The 17706-nt window shown below is 62.8% G+C and carries 17 protein-coding genes; 11 read left to right on the top strand and 6 right to left on the bottom strand.

All coding sequences use genetic code 11. From position 1 onward, the window contains the following. From HV786_RS11480 to flhD, 6 genes are all read right to left on the bottom strand, one after another. Window positions 1-485 (bottom strand): Hpt domain-containing protein (locus tag HV786_RS11480; protein WP_175210905.1); only part of this gene is annotated, 485 nt, incomplete at its 3' end. Between the two features lie 28 nt (window positions 486-513). Next, complete coding sequence (locus HV786_RS11475) at window positions 514-894, bottom strand: response regulator (protein ID WP_128828140.1); 381 nt, start codon at window positions 892-894, stop codon at window positions 514-516. Continuing rightward, complete coding sequence (motB, locus tag HV786_RS11470; RefSeq protein ID WP_128828139.1) at window positions 891-1886, bottom strand: flagellar motor protein MotB; 996 nt, start codon at window positions 1884-1886, stop codon at window positions 891-893. The genes HV786_RS11475 and motB overlap by 4 nt, the downstream gene beginning before the upstream one ends. Window positions 1887-1897: 11 nt before the next feature. Then, window positions 1898-2767 (bottom strand): flagellar motor stator protein MotA, encoded by an 870-nt coding sequence (gene motA / locus HV786_RS11465; protein WP_062840907.1) that lies wholly within the window; start codon window positions 2765-2767, stop codon window positions 1898-1900. 116 nt (window positions 2768-2883) lie between these two features. Further along, window positions 2884-3462, bottom strand: a complete 579-nt coding sequence (flhC, locus tag HV786_RS11460) for a flagellar transcriptional regulator FlhC (protein WP_056316560.1) — start codon at window positions 3460-3462, stop codon at window positions 2884-2886. Between the two features lie 34 nt (window positions 3463-3496). Further along, window positions 3497-3820 carry a flagellar transcriptional regulator FlhD gene (gene flhD / locus HV786_RS11455; RefSeq protein WP_006219025.1) on the bottom strand — a complete coding sequence of 108 codons (324 nt, stop codon included), beginning with the start codon at window positions 3818-3820 and terminating at the stop codon, window positions 3497-3499. Window positions 3821-4246: 426 nt separating this feature from the next. On the opposite strand from flhD, the gene HV786_RS11450 reads away from it, so the two are divergent. The 11 genes from HV786_RS11450 to HV786_RS11400 all read left to right on the top strand — a co-directional run bounded on the left by HV786_RS11450 (window position 4247) and on the right by HV786_RS11400 (window position 17572). Beyond that, complete coding sequence (locus HV786_RS11450; protein WP_056316558.1) at window positions 4247-5002, top strand: RNA polymerase sigma factor FliA; 756 nt, start codon at window positions 4247-4249, stop codon at window positions 5000-5002. A gap of 458 nt (window positions 5003-5460) precedes the next feature. Beyond that, window positions 5461-7146 (top strand): flagellin N-terminal helical domain-containing protein, encoded by a 1686-nt coding sequence (locus HV786_RS11445; RefSeq protein ID WP_128828138.1) that lies wholly within the window; start codon window positions 5461-5463, stop codon window positions 7144-7146. Between the two features lie 247 nt (window positions 7147-7393). Further along, on the top strand, window positions 7394-10804 hold the full coding sequence (locus tag HV786_RS11440; RefSeq protein WP_128828137.1) for a bifunctional class I SAM-dependent methyltransferase/glycosyltransferase: 3411 nt from the start codon (window positions 7394-7396) through the stop codon (window positions 10802-10804). Continuing rightward, window positions 10801-11571, top strand: a complete 771-nt coding sequence (gene rfbF, locus HV786_RS11435) for a glucose-1-phosphate cytidylyltransferase (RefSeq protein WP_063953479.1) — start codon at window positions 10801-10803, stop codon at window positions 11569-11571. Before HV786_RS11440 ends, rfbF begins: the two co-directional genes overlap by 4 nt. Further along, complete coding sequence (gene rfbG / locus HV786_RS11430) at window positions 11556-12626, top strand: CDP-glucose 4,6-dehydratase (protein ID WP_128828136.1); 1071 nt, start codon at window positions 11556-11558, stop codon at window positions 12624-12626. The genes rfbF and rfbG overlap by 16 nt, the downstream gene beginning before the upstream one ends. After that, window positions 12623-13180, top strand: a complete 558-nt coding sequence (locus HV786_RS11425) for a dTDP-4-dehydrorhamnose 3,5-epimerase family protein (RefSeq protein ID WP_128828135.1) — start codon at window positions 12623-12625, stop codon at window positions 13178-13180. Before rfbG ends, HV786_RS11425 begins: the two co-directional genes overlap by 4 nt. Next, on the top strand, window positions 13177-14421 hold the full coding sequence (locus HV786_RS11420) for a class I SAM-dependent methyltransferase (RefSeq protein WP_128828134.1): 1245 nt from the start codon (window positions 13177-13179) through the stop codon (window positions 14419-14421). The genes HV786_RS11425 and HV786_RS11420 overlap by 4 nt, the downstream gene beginning before the upstream one ends. After that, entirely contained in the window at window positions 14418-15239 is an 822-nt protein-coding gene (locus HV786_RS11415; protein WP_175210903.1) for an NAD-dependent epimerase/dehydratase family protein, read from the top strand. Before HV786_RS11420 ends, HV786_RS11415 begins: the two co-directional genes overlap by 4 nt. Next, complete coding sequence (locus HV786_RS11410; protein ID WP_128828133.1) at window positions 15240-15995, top strand: cephalosporin hydroxylase family protein; 756 nt, start codon at window positions 15240-15242, stop codon at window positions 15993-15995. 20 nt (window positions 15996-16015) lie between these two features. Further along, window positions 16016-16516: an acyltransferase gene (locus HV786_RS11405; protein WP_128828132.1), complete on the top strand. Its 501-nt coding sequence runs from the start codon at window positions 16016-16018 to the stop codon at window positions 16514-16516. Window positions 16517-16642: 126 nt separating this feature from the next. After that, the gene (locus HV786_RS11400; protein ID WP_175210901.1) at window positions 16643-17572 is read left to right on the top strand and encodes a hypothetical protein; all 930 of its coding nucleotides are present in this window, start codon (window positions 16643-16645) and stop codon (window positions 17570-17572) included. Window positions 17573-17706: the final 134 nt, after the last annotated feature.

The following is a 17706-nucleotide window of genomic DNA, read 5'->3' as shown; positions in this document are numbered from 1 at the left end:
GCCTGCTGCACCGGGGCGGGCGCCGGAGCCGGCGCGGCGGCGGGCGCAGCGGGCGCGGGTGCAGCAGCGGCTGCGGCGGGATCCTTATGCTCCAGCGCAAGCTGCCTCAATACGGCGCAAATACGCTCAAACACGGCGTCATCGGGCTCTTCGGAGGCCCGATAGGCGTCCAGTTGGCTTTTGAGCACGTCTTTCGTTTCCAAGAAAATATCAATCATGTCCGTGCGCAGCGCCATTTCGCCACGCCGGATCGCGTCCAGAAGGTTCTCAAGCAGATGGGTCGTGCCCGCCAGCTGGTTGAAACAGCCGAACGTCGCCGCACCACCCTTGATCGAATGCGCCGCGCGAAAAATGGCGTTGAGCTGCTCGATGTCGGGCGAGCCCACATCAAGCTCGAGCAACAGCTGCTCCATTTGCGCAAGCAGTTCGTCCGCCTCGTCGAAAAAGGTCTCGTAAAACTGACTGAGGTCCAAACCAGAACTCATGACCCGTACGCCTTTCTAAATGAACCTGCTACGCGCCGGCCTGCTCGTCGAGCAGCTCGGTCGCCAATTCCACCAGCACATCGGGATCAACCGGCTTGGAAAGCCAGCCGCAAACGCCCAGATCCCGGGCTGCCATCTTGCTGTCCACGTCGTCCTCGGTGGTCAGCACCAGCACCGGCACATCCACGTACCGGTCCTCTTCGCGCAACCCCTGGATCAACTCCAGACCGCCCTTCACAGGCATGTTCCAGTCGCTGACGACCAGGTCCACCGCGTTGGCCATCGCCACCTCGAGCGCTTCCTGGCCATTGCAGGCCGTCAACACATTCCAGCCTGCGCCGGTCAGCGTCGCCTGAACGATCATCCGCATGGTCGTGGAATCGTCCGCCACGAGTATCGTTGCCGTCATTGCTGTCGAACCCCTTCAGCGGGCGGGGTGTTCACCGCCTCGCCCTGCTTGGTTGCCGTTGCGGCCCGGCTGGCGGCTTGCACCGCCTGCACGGCCGTCCCCACCTCGCGCGCATCCTTGGCGCTCAAATCCGCGGCTGCGGCGTTCTCGCTCTCGATGCGCTTCTGGGTGCTTTGGTTGAGCACCACCAGGCTGATGCGTCTATTAACGGCTGCATACGGATCATCTTTAACCAGACTCATGCTGGACGACAGACCCTGGATGCGCATGACCTTGCTTTCGTTCATGCCGCCCGCCACCAGCTCCTGGCGCGAGGCGTTCGCCCGGTCGGCCGAAAGCTCCCAGTTGCTGTAGGCTCGCTCGCCGCGCGCATACTGCGAGGCGTCGGTATGACCCGAGATGCTGACCTTGTTGGGCAGTTCATTGAGCACCGGCCCCAACTCGCGCAGGATGTCGCGCATGTACGGCTGCACTTCGGCGCGGCCGGTCGCGAACATCGGGCGGTTCTGGTTGTCGATGATCTGGATGCGCAGGCCTTCGGTCGTCAGGTCGATGAGCAGCTGCGGCCGGAAGGATTTCAGGACGGGGCTGGTCTCGATGACGTTCTCGAGGCGCTTCTTGAGGTTTTCCAGGCGATGCTGCTCGCGGCGCTCGGCGTCGCCCATGGGCTGGGATTCGACCCGGTTGCCCTGGCCGCGGCGGACGTCGCCTTCGCTGCGCAACGGATCCTGCCCGCCGCCCGGCACGGCACTGGTTTCGGCCGAGCTGCTGGGCCCGCCCGTGATGGCGACGCGCAGCGGCATGCGGAAGTATTCCGCGATCCCCTTGAGTTCTTCCTTCGGCACGATGCTGACCAGCCACATCACCAGGAAGAACGCCATCATCGCCGTAATGAAGTCGGCGTACGCGATCTTCCAGCTGCCCCCGTGGTGCCCGCCGCCCTTGACCTTCTTGCGGCGGATCACCACACGGTGATTATTTACCGTGCTCATGGCCCGCTCCGTCAGGCCTTGCCGGTCGACTTGGTCTGGCGCACGTGCTCTTCCAGCTCACCGAAGGTGGGCCGGACCGCCGAGAACAGCACCTTGCGGCCGAATTCCACCGCAAGCTGAGGCGGATAGCCGTTCATGCTGGCCAGCAGCGTCGTCTTGATGCACTCAAGCACCTTCATGGCCTCATCCGTGCGGCGCTCCACGCGGGAGGCGAGCGGACCGACGAAACCATAAGCCAGCAAAATACCCAGGAACGTGCCGACCATGGCCTTGGAGATCAGGTCGCCCAGGATGGCGGGCGGCTGGTCCACGGCCGCCAGCGCCTTGATCACGCCCAACACCGCGGCCACGATACCGAAGGCGGGCAAGCCGTCGGCCATCTGCTGCAGCGCATGCGCCGGCACTTCGCGCTCGTGGCGGTAGGTTTCGATTTCCTCGTCCATGAGCGTCTCGATTTCAAACGAGCTCATGTTGCCGCTGATCATGATGCGCAGGTAGTCCGTGATGAACTCCATGAGCTTCTCGTCTTTGGCGATGCGAGGATATTCGCTAAAGATCGGGCTGGAGCCCGGATCCTCGATGTGCGATTCGATGGCCATCAGGCCTTCGCGGCGCGCCTTGTTCAGCAATACGTACAGGAGCGCCATCAGCTCCATGTAGACGTCCTTGCCGTAGCGCGAGCTCTTGAGCGCGTCGGGAAGCGCCTTCTTGACCAGCATCAGCGACTTCTTGCTGTTGCCCGCCAGGAAAGCCCCGAACGCCGCGCCGAAGATCAGCGTCAGCTCGAAGGGCTGGTAGAGCGCGCCCAAGTGTCCGCCCAGCGCCATGAAGCTGCCGACGACCGACACGATCACCACAAGAAAACCGATAACAATCAACACAACGGGCCCCTGCCAACGAAGTCTATAACTTGCGTCAATGATCCCCTGTCCCCCCTGCCCCAAAAAGGCGGGTTAGGGGGTGTTTTCCAGGGCTTTTGATGTATTTGGACGCCCGATCAGGTCGGAGCGGCGGTCGCAATGGGGGCTGCACGGGTGCCGGCACGTGCCTTGGCCGCCGCGCGCGTCTTGCCCGCGCGGGGTGGCGGACGGCAGATGGCGCACACAAAATCCGATTGGGGATCATGGGCATGGGCAATGAAATGGCCGCCACACTGCCGGCACGCAGAAAGCTGCAGCATGCCGCTGTCGAAGAATCGCACCAGCATCCACGCCCGGGTAAAGCTCAGGACGGGCTCGGCATCCGCGGCTTCCTGCCCCGCGTTTTCGAGATACAGGCGATACGCGTCGATGGTGGCGCGTATGCCTTTGCTGGTGGTGCGCGTATTCAGAAACGAATACACGTTATAGAAGAGAGAGGAATGGATATTCGGCAGCCAGGTCATGAACCAGTCGACCGAAAAAGGCAGCATGCCCTTGGGTGGCGAGCAGCCGCGGATCTCGCGATACAGGCGGGCGAGGCGATCGTGGCTGAGGCTGGTTTCAGCCTCAAGCACCTGAAGGCGCGCGCCCAGCGTAATCATGGAGCTGGCAAGCAGGATGTCGTCCGCTTCCTGGGAAACGCTCTTGGAGGCCATGACAGGTGTGTGTCCGAGTGGGATTCGCGGGCCGTCAGGCCAGTTCTTCGACAGGCTGCTTGGCGAGCAGGATGGTGGCGTGGGCTTGTTGCAGCGCACCACCCAACACATCGTGGGTCAGCGCCGACAGCAGGCTGTAATCATCGAAACGGAAGCGGCACAGCAGCGAGCTGGAGCTGGCCAGTTTTACCAGTTGCGCCGGCGAAAGGCGCATGAGAATGTCAGCGACTTCATTGCTGAAACCCAGGCGGAACATCGATGCGGCATAGTCATCACGCAACATCCGCTGAGCCAGTAACAAATATGACAGATTCACTTCGCGAATGTCTGCCAGCAAAGAATTTTCTACTTGTTGCACGCCGTACTCCCTATCCCTATCCCACCCGAGGGGCTTGATTACTCATAGCGCAGGCAACGTTTGTTACCTGTCCGCTCGCTGCATCCTGTTTTAATGCGAAATGTATCATTTGTTCGCAATTTAAGTAAAATTTACCACAGGTCATGTCATTTTCTATGACTTATATGACAAATCTTTGTTGATGTTGCGCAACGTGCCTTTCTAGACACACCTTGACATACAAGTTCGTGACAAATTTTGGTCAATTTGCCAAATAAGCATTCAAAACGTTGCGTACTTCCTGAAATGAACGGCCGCCCATTGCCGACAATGCCATCTTGACGATTCCCTAGATTCGCCCGCATCACCGTAGCCGCGCTTGTCGACAATGTCGCAAATTGACAACATCGACCGCGCTTCACGATCGACTCCGCCAGAATTCCCGCAATGCCCCACGCAGATGACAGCCTGGTCGAATATGCGCCGCTAGTTCGGAAGCTGGCCCTGCAATTGCTCGCCCGTTTACCCGCCAGCGTCGAACTCGATGACCTGATACAGGCCGGCATGATCGGCCTGCTCGACGCCGTCCGCCGTTACCAGGAAACCGCGGACGCTCAGTTCGAGACCTACGCCACGACGCGCATTCGCGGCGCGATGCTCGATGAGCTTCGCGGCCAGGATTGGCTGCCGCGCAGCGTGCGCACGAAAGCCCGCAAGATCGAACAGGCGATCCAGTTTCTGGAACAGCGTTTGATGCGCGCGCCGACCGAAGCCGAGATTGCCAAGCAACTAGAGCTGCCGCTGGACGAATACCAGACGCTGCTGCACGACGCGCAAGGCGTGCAGATCGTCCACTATGAAGACTTCACCACCGAGCCCGATTCGGCTTCGGGTCAGGCGGACTGGTCCGCGACGCTGAATCACGGCGCGCCCAGCGGCAATCCGCTGGACTCGCTGCTGGCCGGCGACTTCCGGCAGGCTCTGGTTCACGCCATCGACGCCCTGCCCGACCGCGAAAAGCTCTTGCTGTCGCTGTGTTACGAACAGGGGCTGAACCTGAAGGAAATCGGCGCGATCATGAATGTGACCGAGGCGCGGGTGTGCCAATTGAGGTCGCAGGCGACGGCGCGGATACGCGCAAGGTTGAAGGATCAGGCCTGGCAGGAATTGCCGCAGGAAGGGCAGATCGCGCAGATTATTTGATCTGCTTGTCCTGCCGGAGTGCTGCGGTTTCTCGCCCCCACCCGAATACTTGGACGAGGCCAAACCTTGCGTCACGCCGAAGTTGCACGACCGGACGGCAAACGGATACCAACCGCGAAGTCCGATATAGGGCGGCCAACGATCTAGGGCCGCCAACAATCGTAAGTCCGCTGTGCGGGAAATTTTTTCCTGTTGGCCGGACTGCTTCACAGCACACTCCTGCTGGACTACTCAACCCGGCTCCCGACGGTGGGGCCATTGTCAATCAGCAGGAAAACAAGCCGCTCATCGGCCAAATTTACGATTGCCAAAAAAAAAACCTAAAGATTGATTTTGGACTGCCGTAATCCTGGCAACGGAGAAATTCGAAGACACAAGTCAAAGAATTCTTCCCGTTACAAAGATGGGCGGCCCCGCTGCCCGGTTTGAAGAAGCCTTTCTCTCTTGGGAGCCTAAACATGGCTGCAGTCATCAATACCAACTACTTGTCGCTCGTTGCTCAGAACAACCTGAACAAGTCGCAATCTTCCCTGGGTACCGCCATCGAACGCCTGTCGTCGGGCCTGCGCATCAACAGCGCCAAGGACGACGCCGCCGGTATGGCGATTGCCAACCGCTTCACCGCGAACGTCAAGGGCCTGACCCAAGCCGCTCGTAACGCCAACGACGGCATCTCGCTGGCTCAGACGACCGAAGGCGCCGCCTCGGAAGTCAACACCCACCTGCAACGCGTTCGCGAACTGTCCGTGCAAGCCGCCAACGGCAGCTACTCGCAAGAACAGCTGAACTCGATGCAAGACGAAATCAACCAGCGTCTGTCGGACATCGATCGCATCTCGCAACAAACCGACTTCAACGGCGTGAAGGTTCTGTCGGATTCGGCCAAGCCCCTGACGCTGCAAGTCGGCGCCAACGACGGCGAAACGATCACCCTGAACCTGACCGAAATCAGCGTCAAGACCCTGGGTCTGGACGGCTTCAACGTCAACGGCTCGGGCGTGACCCAGAACCGTACGGCTACCGTGTCCGACCTGCAAGCTGCCAGCGGCACCGCCGCCGGCAACGACTGGACCGTTCAAACGAACCACGCTTCGGCCACCGCCGAAGACACGTTCGGCAAGCTGCAGAACGGCAACAAGGTCACCGTGGGCACGGGCACCGCCGCCACGACCTACACGTACGACGCCACTGCCAAGAACTTCACGTTCACCGACACGTCGGCCTCCGACGCTGGCTCGATCACCGCGCTGGCCAACACGCTGCGCCCGGCCACCGGCACCACGACCGCCACCTACACCCACAGCAACGGTTCCGCTTCGACCTCGTTCGAAGTCGACGCCACGGGCAAGGTCACCATCGGCGGCCAAGCTGCCTACCTGGACACGGCCGGCAACCTGACGACCAACAGCGCCAGCGCCACCGCTGCCACGCTGGACGGCGTGTTGCAAGCCGCGGCCACCACGAACGCAGCCGGCACGTCGTCGGTTTCGATCGGCGGCAAGACGTACTCGAACGTCGGCGGTGCTGGTAACGCTTCCAAGCTGCAATTCACCAACACGATCACTTCGGACGCCCTGCTGGCTAACGTCAAGGGCGCCGCCGACTCGTCGATCCAACTGGGTGCTGGCATCACCAGCGCCACTGTGACTCTGGCCAATGGCGTCTCGGGCACGACCTTCGTCGACGACAAGGGCGAGTTCACGACCACCCAGAACTACACCACGGTGTACACGGTCGATCCCAACACGGGTAAGGCCACGGTCAAGAGCGGCACGGGTACGGGCGATTACGAAGCCAAGGTTGGTGCAACGGCTTACGTCAACTCCGAAGGCAAGCTGACGACGGAAACCACCAGCAAGGGCACGAAGACGACCGATCCGATGAAGACGCTGGACGCCGCCTTCACGAAGCTGGACAAGCTGACCGGCGAACTGGGTGCTGTGCAGAACCGTCTGGAATCGACGATCGCCAACCTGAACAACGTGGTCAACAACCTCTCCAACGCTCGTTCGCGTATTCAAGACGCCGACTACGCCACGGAAGTGTCGAACATGTCCAAGGCTCAGATCCTGCAACAGGCTGGCACCTCGGTTCTGGCGCAAGCCAACCAAGTGCCGCAAACGGTTCTGTCGCTGCTGCGTTAATTCAGGAACCGCCTCCCGGGCAACGGAGAGAGATCATCCTCTCCGTTTTGTCCGGCCGCATCGGTCCTTCGCGCCGATGCAAGGAAACCAAAGCCCGCCTTATGGCGGGTTTTTTTCGTTTCTGTGCGGCGCTCAGCTTTTCTGAAACTGACGGGATATTCACACGCTGATTGATCGAATAGGCTGCGCCACTCATTCATAGAATTGCTGCAACAAATTCAGTTGGTTCGTCCCACCGCCAAGCCTCATGTTCCATCCGGCCTACATCCACCGCCAAACCGCCGCAGAGCCCGGCCCTGTCGCGCCCAGCCATTCTCCCGCAAGACTGCGGGCGACGGCGCATCTCTATGGCATCGACGCCGTTCCCTTGGAGCAAGCGCGGATATTGACGATTGGTTGTGGCGACGGTTCCGGCCTGTTGCCATTTGCGCTGGCCTATCCCAAGGCGCAGGCGATCGGTATCGACGCCTCGGAGGTTCTGATCGCGCAAGGCACGCAAGCGGCCCGCCGGCTGGAAGCCACCAATCTGCAACTTTATGTCGGTGACTTATCCGACGTCGGCAGCCAACTCGGCAAGTTTGACTACATCATCGCCACCGGCCAATACAGTTTCCTGCCCGAGGAGGCAGGCCTGGAGCTGATGACAGCATGCGGCCAACTGCTGTCGCCAAACGGCATCCTTTACTTGGACTGCCACGTGTACCCCGGCGCTAAATCGCTTGAGGTGGTGCGCGACGCCATCATGCTGCACGGCCATGCAGCAACGAACGATGACGAGCTTAGGCAATCCGCCATCGCCGCTCTGACGCTGTTTAAAGACGGCATGGCGGCAGGCAATCCGTTCAGCGCGTCGCTTTCTGTGGCAGCCGCGCAATTCGATCAAAGCTTGCGCACCGACGGGCAGCCGGCTCGGACGAACCCTTTGGTGTGCAACCCGAGTTACTTCGTCGAAATCGCGGGCCGAGCCGCGCAGGCTGGGCTCGCCTACCTGGGCGACGCGCAACCTCTTAGCGAAATCCCGCTGTCATTCGGACAGGGCGTGTCGCTGAACCATAGTCTGTTGGCCATAGGCCAACCCGCGACTGTCCGTCAGCAATACCTGGATTTCGCCACCGGCCGCGGTTTCCGCCAGTGTCTTTGGATATCTCAGTCACTCGCAGACGAGGCGCTTGGCAAGCTCGATATGAATCGCCTGCGCGACTTGCGATTCGCGTCCGGTCCGATCCGGCTTGCCGGCAATGGCCAGGAACAGGGCGCAGCCTATGTGAACCATCTAGGCAGATCCCTGATTACGCACGATCCCGACATGGTAACTGTGGTCGATACGTTGGGGCATGCCTGGCCTGGCTCACTGCCGTACTCGACGCTGCTCGCAGTGCTGTTACACCGCAATCAGATCGATGACACGGCCGCACGAAAGATTCTAGATCGCCTGCTGCACACCCTCATGGAACACGACCTGATCCATTACTGCCTGGATCATGGGCCTTACGACCTCGAGACAGAAACGCCGCTGCGTCTCTTAGGGTTTTTGACCGACTCCCCGGCATCCGGCGAGGCCGCGTTGCCACGTTTCAACCTGTGGCACGAAACGGTCAATTTCATGCCATCGCGCGCCCAAATGGTGATCCTTGAGAATTTGGCGGCGGGACGGCTGCCCTCTGCGACCACCGTGGATGGCGATTCGTTCGAGCCCGCAGATGTGGGCGAAACCCTGACCATGCTTAAACGCTATGCACTCGTGCATGGCGGCGCAAAGGCTTGGGCCGATATGCTGCGCAGTACTCTGAAGGCGTCTGCCGACAGCTACATGCCGCTGACGGGCCTTTACGCGAGCGCCATGGCCCGCATATGTCTGGATGCGCGCGTCCTGTCTGGAAACGGGCATCAACCAAATCCGCCTCCGATCATCGCGGCTCAGGCCCACCGAATGCACGAACTACTGATGCAAAAGGCGCATGTGGACGCCGAGCAGGCAGCCCGTCGCATCATCAAGCTCGCTCCAAATTTCTGGGATGCCTGGGAAGCCCTTGCTTTCTCGCTTTTCGGCACGTTCCGGAACCTGGAGGCATTGCAAGCTGCGTTGACTATGCTGGATCTGGCGCCAGCCGATGCGCAGAGCCACATCATGCTTGCCGCGGTGCTTACCCAACTGGGGCGCACCTCCGAAGCGATCGTAATCAGTCGCCGCGCTGTCGAGTTGGCAAACCGCAGCGCCGAATCCCATTCGGCTCTTGCCGACGCCCTGGCGGCTGAAAGGCGCTATAAGGAGGCCGAGACAGCCAACCTAGCTGCGCTCGCGCTGAATCCCACGCATCGCAAGGCGCTCATCAATCTGAGCAAGATCTATATAGATTCAGGTGAGGTCACGCGCGCCGAAGAGATGACCCGCAGAACGCTGTCGCATTATCCGTCGGCGACGGTTGCACGCAACAATCTGTTGTTCGCGCTGAACTACTCCGATGAACGGACGGCGGAAGAGGTGTTCCAGGCCTATGCCGACTACGATACCGAACAATGCGTGCACTTGCGCTCGACATGGAAACCGCATAACAACGGCCGCAACCCTGACCGCAAACTGAAGATCGGCTATGTGTCGCCGGACTTCCGGCACCATTCAGGCAATTGCTTTATCGAACCCTTGTTCGCGCACCATGATCGCGACCGCTTCGAGTTGACCGCTTACGCGGAGCTGGTGTCCGAAGACGCCACGACACCCCGACTCAAAGCCTATTTCGACCGCTGGGTACCAACCGCCACTTTGACCGATGCCCAACTGGCCGAACGCATCCGCTCGGACGGCATCGACATCCTGATCGATGTGGCCGGACACACTGCCGGAAATCGCTTGGGCGCGTTTGCTCGCAAGCCAGCACCCGTGTCGGTGACCTGGCTGGGATTCGGCTACACGACCGGACTGTCGGCGATTGATTACATCATGACCGACGAGGTCATGCTGCCAAAAGGCTACGAACGGTTGTTTTCGGAAGAGCCCTGGCGCCTGGAGCAATGCAACTTCATCTATCGGCCCGGTAACACCACCGGGGACCCGGGACCGCTTCCGGCGTTGAGCAATGGCTATGTGACGCTTGGCACGTTGACCCGCGCAATTCGGATGAACGACCGCACCATCAAGGTCTGGTCTGAGATTTTGCGCCGTTTACCCAAGGCGCACCTGGTAGTCAACAGCGCGAGCTACCGCGACGGCCCCATGTGCGAGCAGCTGAGCCGCCGCTTCGAAGCCCATGGAATCGAGCGCAACCGCCTTGAAATCGGCTGCACCAGCCCGCCCTGGGACGTGCTGCGTGGCATGGACATCGGCCTTGATTGCTTCCCGCACAACTCGGGGGTCACGCTGGTCGAGACGCTGTATATGGGCATCCCTTACGTCACGCTGGCCGACCGCCCCAGCGTCGGCCGCATTGGCGCCTCCGTGCTGAACGGAATAGGTCATCCGGAATGGATCGCAGACGATGAGCAAGCCTATATCCAAAAGGTCGTCGACCTGGCCAGCGACCTTCCAGCGCTGCAGGTCCTGCGCAACAAGCTACGTGACGACATGCGGGCCAGCGCCTTGATGGACGAGCCCGGGTTTGCCCGCAAGTTTGAAGCTGCCCTGCGCGGCATGTTCGCCAAATGGTGTGAGAAGAAAGCATGAAAGCAATCATCCTGGCCGGCGGCCTTGGCACCCGGATTTCCGAAGAGACCCACACGCGTCCCAAGCCGATGATCGAAATCGGCGGGCGGCCCATCCTGTGGCACATCATGAAGACCTATTCCGCCCACGGCGTGAACGACTTCGTGATCTGCTGCGGATACAAGGGCTACATGATCAAGGAATACTTCGCCAACTACTTCCTGCATATGTCCGACGTCACGTTCGACATGGCCGACAACCGCATGGAAGTGCATCAGCGCAAGGCCGAACCGTGGCGCGTGACACTGGTGGATACCGGCGAGAGCACGATGACGGGCGGCCGCTTAAAGCGCGTGGCCGACTATGTGAAGGAAGACGAGGCGTTCTGCTTCACCTACGGCGACGGCGTGGCCGATATCGACATCACCGCCCTGCTCGCGTTTCACCGCAAGCATGGCAAGGCCGCGACGGTCACGGCCGTGCAGCCGCCGGGACGCTATGGCGCGTTGCGCCGCGAAGGCGACCAGGTCACCGGCTTTGCGGAGAAACCGCGCGGCGACGGCGGTCTGATCAACGGCGGCTTCTTCGTGCTGTCGCCCAGCGTCCTCAAGCTGATCGAGGACGACGACTGTACGTGGGAACTGGGTCCGCTGGAAACGCTGAGCCGCGAAGGCCAGCTGCACGCTTACGAACACCTGGGCTTCTGGCAGCCCATGGACACGCTGCGCGAAAAGAACCTGCTGGAATCCCTCTGGAGCACGGGCAAGGCGCCATGGAAAGTCTGGTAACGCCCAGCGCAGGATTTTGGCGCGGCAAGCGCGTCCTTGTGACCGGTCACACCGGCTTCAAGGGCGGCTGGCTGGCGATCTGGCTGCAGCGGCTGGGCGCGCAAGTGACGGGCATTGCCCTGCCGCCGTGCACGCAACCCAGCTTGTACGAGGCCGCTCGCATCGGCGACCTGATCGACAGCCGCCATTGCGACATCCGCGACGCCGCTGCACTGCGCGAGCAGGTGCTCGCCGCCCGTCCGGAGATCGTGCTGCATCTGGCCGCGCAGGCGCTGGTGCGCCCAAGCTATGCGCAGCCTGTGGAGACGTTTGCCGCCAACATCATGGGCACCGCCCATCTGCTGGATGCCCTGCGCGCCACGCCCTCGGCCCGGGTCGCGGTCATGGTCACGACCGACAAGGTCTACCGCAACAACGAATGGCCCTACCCGTACCGCGAGAACGACGCATTGGGCGGACACGACCCTTACAGCGCCAGCAAGGCCGCCAGCGAGCTGGTCATTGCGTCCTATCGCGACGCCTTCCTGCGTGAGCAGGGCCTGGCCGTGGCCAGCGCGCGCGCGGGCAACGTGATCGGCGGCGGCGACTGGTCGGCTGACCGCCTGCTGCCCGATGCCGTGCGCGCCTGGCAAGGCGGCAGAGATCTTCATGTGCGGCGGCCCCAATCGGTGCGCCCGTGGCAGCACGTGCTGGAACCGCTTGCCGGCTACCTGACCCTGGCGGAATCGTTGTGGAACGCGCCTGACCTCGCGGACGCCTATAACTTCGGGCCCGATGCGGCCGAAGCAGCGTCCGTGCGCACCGTGGTGGATCTGGCTCAGGCCGCGTATGGCAAGGGCCGCGTGGTCTATGCCGAGCAGATCGAAGGCCCCCATGAAGCGGGGCTGCTGACGCTGGACACGTCCAAGGCGCGCGCCGTGCTGAAAGTGGCGCCCCGATGGCCGCTGGCGCAGGCGGTCTCGCGCAGCATGGACTGGTACCGGCGCTTTGACGCGGGCGAGGACGCGCTGCCGCTCTGCCATGCCGATATCGACCAGTACGAGGCGCAACCATGAGCCTGGGCGTTCTCGACACCCCGATTTCGGGCCTGAAGGTCGTGCAGCGCCATCCGCGCGGCGATACCCGCGGATTTCTGGCGCGCCTCTTCGATGCATCCGATCTGGCCGCATGCGGCTGGATGGGGCCAGTCGCCCAGGTCAACCACACCTACACCGCGCAGGCCGGCACCCTCCGTGGCATGCACTACCAGTTGCCGCCCTTTGCGGAAATGAAGCTCGTGAGCTGCATCCGGGGCGTGGTCTGGGACGTCGCCATCGATCTGCGCCAGGGCTCGCCCACGTTCCTGCAGTGGCATGCGGAACGCCTGTCAGCGGACAACGGCCGCGCGCTGCTGATTCCCGAAGGCTTCGCCCACGGCTTTCAGACGCTGAGCGACGACGTGGAAATGCTGTACTGCCACTCCGCCCCCTATGCCCCGCAGGCCGAGGCCGGCCTGCATTTCCAGGAGGCCCGCGTCGGCATCTCCTGGCCCGCCCCCCCTACCCTCGTGTCCGAGCGCGATCAGCAACACCCGCGCCTGGACGCTGCTTACTTTGGAGTCGCACTGTGAAGTGCCGCCATTGCCAGGCCGAACTGCGCCTGCCCTTTCTCGATCTGGGCCACGCCCCGCCGTCCAACGCCTACCTGAGCGAAGCGGCGCTGCGTGGACCGGAGACCTGGTTTCCCCTGCGCATTCTCGTGTGCGAATCCTGCTGGCTGGTCCAAACGGAAGACCACGCGGGCCGCGAAGCCCTGTTCACGGACGACTATGCCTACTTCAGCTCGTTCTCGTCCTCGTGGCTGGCGCATTCGCGCCGCTACGTGGACGCGATGATCGGCCGCTTCGGCCTGGGCAAGGACAGCATGGTCGCCGAGATCGCGGCCAACGACGGCTATCTGCTGCAGTACGTCAAGGACGCCGGCATTGCCTGCTACGGCGTGGAACCCACGGCCAGCACCGCGCAAGCGGCACGCGACCGCGGCATCGACATCGTGCAGCGTTTCTTTGGCGTGGAGCTGGGCGACGAACTCACCGAATCGGGACGCGCCGCGGACTTGATCGCCGCCAATAACGTATTGGCGCATGTCCCGGACATCAACGACTTCGTTTCGGGCTTTGCCGCGCTGCTCAAGCCGCAAGGCGTGGCGACGTTCGAATTTCCGCACCTGCTGCGCATGGTGCAGGAAGGCCAGTTCGACACGGTCTATCACGAACACTATTCCTACCTGTCGCTCACGGCGGTATCGCGCATCTTCACGGCCAACGGCCTGTCTGTGTTCGACGTCGAACACCTGAGCACGCACGGCGGCAGCCTGCGCGTCTTTGCCCAGCGGCTGGACACGGGCAAACACGAGGCAAGCGCCGAAGTCGCACGCACCCTGGACGAAGAGCAGCGGGCTGGCGTCGCCACACCGGATTTCTACGCGTGCTTCCAGCAGCAGGCCGAGCGGGTCAAGAACGACCTTCTGGCGTTCCTGGTCGAGCTGCGCCGCAGCGGCAAGCGCATCGCCGCCTACGGCGCGGCGGCCAAGGGCAACACGCTGCTGAACTTTGCCGGCGTGCGCCCCGACCTCTTGCCTTACGTGGTGGACCTGAACCCCGCCAAGCAGGGTAAGTACCTGCCCGGCAGCCATATTCCCATCGTCGCCGAAGCCCGGCTGCGCGAGGACCGGCCCGAGTACATCCTGATCCTGCCCTGGAACCTCAAGACCGAAGTGTCGGAGCAGCTTGCCTACGCCCGCCATGATTGGAACGCCAAGCTGGTCACGGCAATCCCGTCGCTCTCCATCGACAGCGGTCCGCACGCATGAACCACCGGCCGGTCACCGTTCTGGGCGCGTCGGGCTTCATCGGCCGCCACCTGGTCGCGCGCCTGCGCGCCGATGGCGTCGCCTGCGACGCGCCGCCGCGCCAGGATGCGGGCCTGTTCAGCCGGCCGCTGGGACACGTGATCTACGCCATCGGCCTCACGTCGGACTTTCGCAGCCGTCCGCTGGATACCGTGGAGGCCCACGTCTGCCTGTTGCGCAGCCTGCTCGCGCACGGGGATTTCGACAGCCTGACCTACCTGTCCAGCACGCGCGTGTATTCGGGCGCCGCCAGCACGCGCGAAGACGCTACGCTGCGCGTCAATCCGAACGACCCGAGCGACCTGTACAACCTGTCCAAGCTGATGGGCGAATCGCTTTGCCTGCATGGCGGACGGACGGCCAAGGTGGCGCGCCTGTCCAACATCGTCGGCCTGCGCGACACGCCGGACAGCTTCATCGACCAACTGCTGGAGGAAGGGGCGCGCGACGGCCGCATCACGCTGCGCACCGCGCTGGAATCCCGCAAGGACTATCTGCACATCGACGACGCCGTGTCGCAGATCATGGCCATCGCCCTGTCCAACGCGGCCGGCATCTTCAACGTCGCGCACGGCGCCGGCGTGGAGAACCGCGAGGTCGCCGCCTGCGTGCGGGACGTGCTGGGCTACCCTGTCTCGGTCGCGCCCGGTGCGCCGGCGTGGGCGTTCGACGACATCGACGTGCAACGCACGCAAGCGCTTGTCCGCCGGCCTCCACGTCCGTTTTCCGAATTTTTCCCGAATTTTCTAGCGCAGTACCGCCTGCACAAAGGAATCTGAATGTCCTACCTTGAAACCACGCCCGACGCGCACCCGGAATACCGCCAGGAGAAGGAAGCCCGCATTGCCGGCTTCGCCAAAGACCAGGAGTTCCGCGAGCTGTCCATCGCCTGGCGCCAGATGGCGCTGGAGCGCAAGTACATGAACAACTTCTCGTGGGCTGGCCGGCCGCTCATCCAGCTGCCGATGGACGCCATGGCCATGCAGGAACTGATCTGGGCCGTGAAGCCGGACCTCATCATCGAGACGGGCATCGCCCACGGCGGTTCGCTGATGCTGTCGGCATCCATGCTGCAACTGCTGGGCGCCGGCGACGTGGTCGGTGTGGATATCGAAATCCGCGGGCACAACCGCAAGGCCATCGAGGCCCATCCGCTGGCCAAGCGCATTCATCTCATCGAGGGCTCCAGCATCGACCCGGCAACGATTGCGCAAGTGCGCGCGCATGCCGAGGGCAAAAAGAACATCATGGTGTGCCTGGACTCCAACCACACCCACGACCACGTGCTGGCTGAATTGAACGCGTACGCGGATCTCGTCAGCGTGGGAAGCTACTGCGTCGTGTTCGACACCTTCGTGGAAGACATGCCGGCAGACTACGAATGGCCGGGCCGCCACTGGGGCAAGGGCAACAACCCCAAGACGGCCGTGTGGGAATGGATCAAGCAGCACCCCGAGTTCGAGATCGACCGCTCGGTCGAAGACCGCCTGCTCGTCACGTCGGCGCCGGACGGCTTCCTGCGCCGCGTGGCCTGATCGCGCCACGGTCTGACAGCATGATCCACATCGATCCCACCGCGCGCGTGTCCAAGCTTGCGGATATCGAGGATTCGACCCGCGGCACCCGCATCGCGGTAGGACCGCGGGCGGTGATCGACGCCTTCGTCAAAATCAAGCCCGCGGGCGGCTCGGGCGATGTCGAGATCGGGCCGGAATGCGTCATCAATTCCGGCTGCGTGCTCTACACCGGCAACGGCATCCGCATGGGCGCGCGCGTGGCCGTGGCCGCCAACTGCACCTTTGCGCCAGCCAACCATGAATTCCGCCGCCGCGACCTGCCCATTCGCGAACAAGGCTTCCGGCCCAGCAAGGGCGGCATCGTGATCGAGGACGACGTCTGGATCGGCGCCAACTGCGTGCTGCTCGATGGCGCCATCCTGCGCCAGGGTTGCGTCATCGCAGCCGGCAGCGTCGTGCGCGGCGAAATCGAGGCCTATTCGATACAAGGCGGCAATCCGCTCAAGCTTTTGGGACGACGCGAAGCCACGGGCGACTGACGCCGGCGATGCGAACCCCGCGAATATTCTCTCGAAGCGCCCCATTTTCCGTCCTATTCCCCGGTTGGCCCCTGCGGACTTGCTTCATAATTGCCACCGCAGCTTTGTATCCATATTTTTCACCCGATGACCGCCACGCCTCCAGATCCACTCGCTACGCAGCACGACGGCACTCCGGATCCAGACGGCCAGGGGCCGGCGGACACGCGGACCCAGCGCCTGCAGGAAGAAAACCGCGCCCTGCGCGAACTGCTGGCCGCGCAGGTGCACGCGTCGCTGCCGCGGCAGGACCCGGGCTGGGTCAGGCGCCTGGGCTGGTGGCTGATCTCGGCGCCCGGCGCTGCGCTGGTTGGGTGGCGCAGCCTCTTCGGGCGCGACGATGGCGAACCCATCACGCGCCGCAGCGTGGGATGTGCGGCGGTGACCGTGATCTATACGCTGGCCATTTATGGCGCACTGGTGCTGCTCGTCGTGTCGTGGAATTCGCCTAACACGGCAACGTCGGGCTCGACGGCCGCCAGTCCGGTGCGCGTGCCCCTGACCCCGCAGCCGACTCAGCCGCCTGAATCGGATGCGGCCAACAAGCGCGCCGCGCCGTCGCCGGAGGGAAGCCAAGAGGAAAAGGCGACTGATTCCTCGTCGGATCGGCCGGCGCCGAATGCTTCCTCTTCCGCGGCAGACCGGCCTGAGACGAACGCTGCTTCTTCCGCGTCGAATCAGGCCGCGTCGGCTTCTTCAGCGCCGGATCATGCCGACGGGGCTTCTTCGACGTCGGATCATGCCGCCCCCGCGGCCGCTTCCGCGGAACCGGCTCGCGCCGCAGCCTCCCCATCATCTTCCGAACACGCGCCCACCGGTCCGCAGCCGTCGCTGCGCATCACCGTGATCCCCGCGCCGGACCCGATGGCGTGGGTCGCCGCGCTGGATGGCGAACTGGAACGGTGCGCGGAACTGGGTTTCTTCGAGCGTCCCGAATGCGCATGGGCAGCGCGCAAGCAATTCTGCGAACCCAATCAAGGCTGGGGCAAAGTGAAGGAATGTCCGGCGCAACCGTAATGCGCCAGGGCCGCTCATGGCGCGGCGCGCCCGAAACCGGCAGAGGCCGGCATGTCACATGCCCGCCACGTACTCGCGCCACAATGCACTCCGGCCCGCGATCATTGCGAAATGTTTTGCATCATTCGAACGGC

The sequence above is a fragment of the Achromobacter mucicolens genome (genome assembly GCF_902859725.1).
Lineage (GTDB): Bacteria > Pseudomonadota > Gammaproteobacteria > Burkholderiales > Burkholderiaceae_B > Achromobacter > Achromobacter mucicolens.
This window is presented reverse-complemented; position numbering and strand designations above follow the sequence as displayed.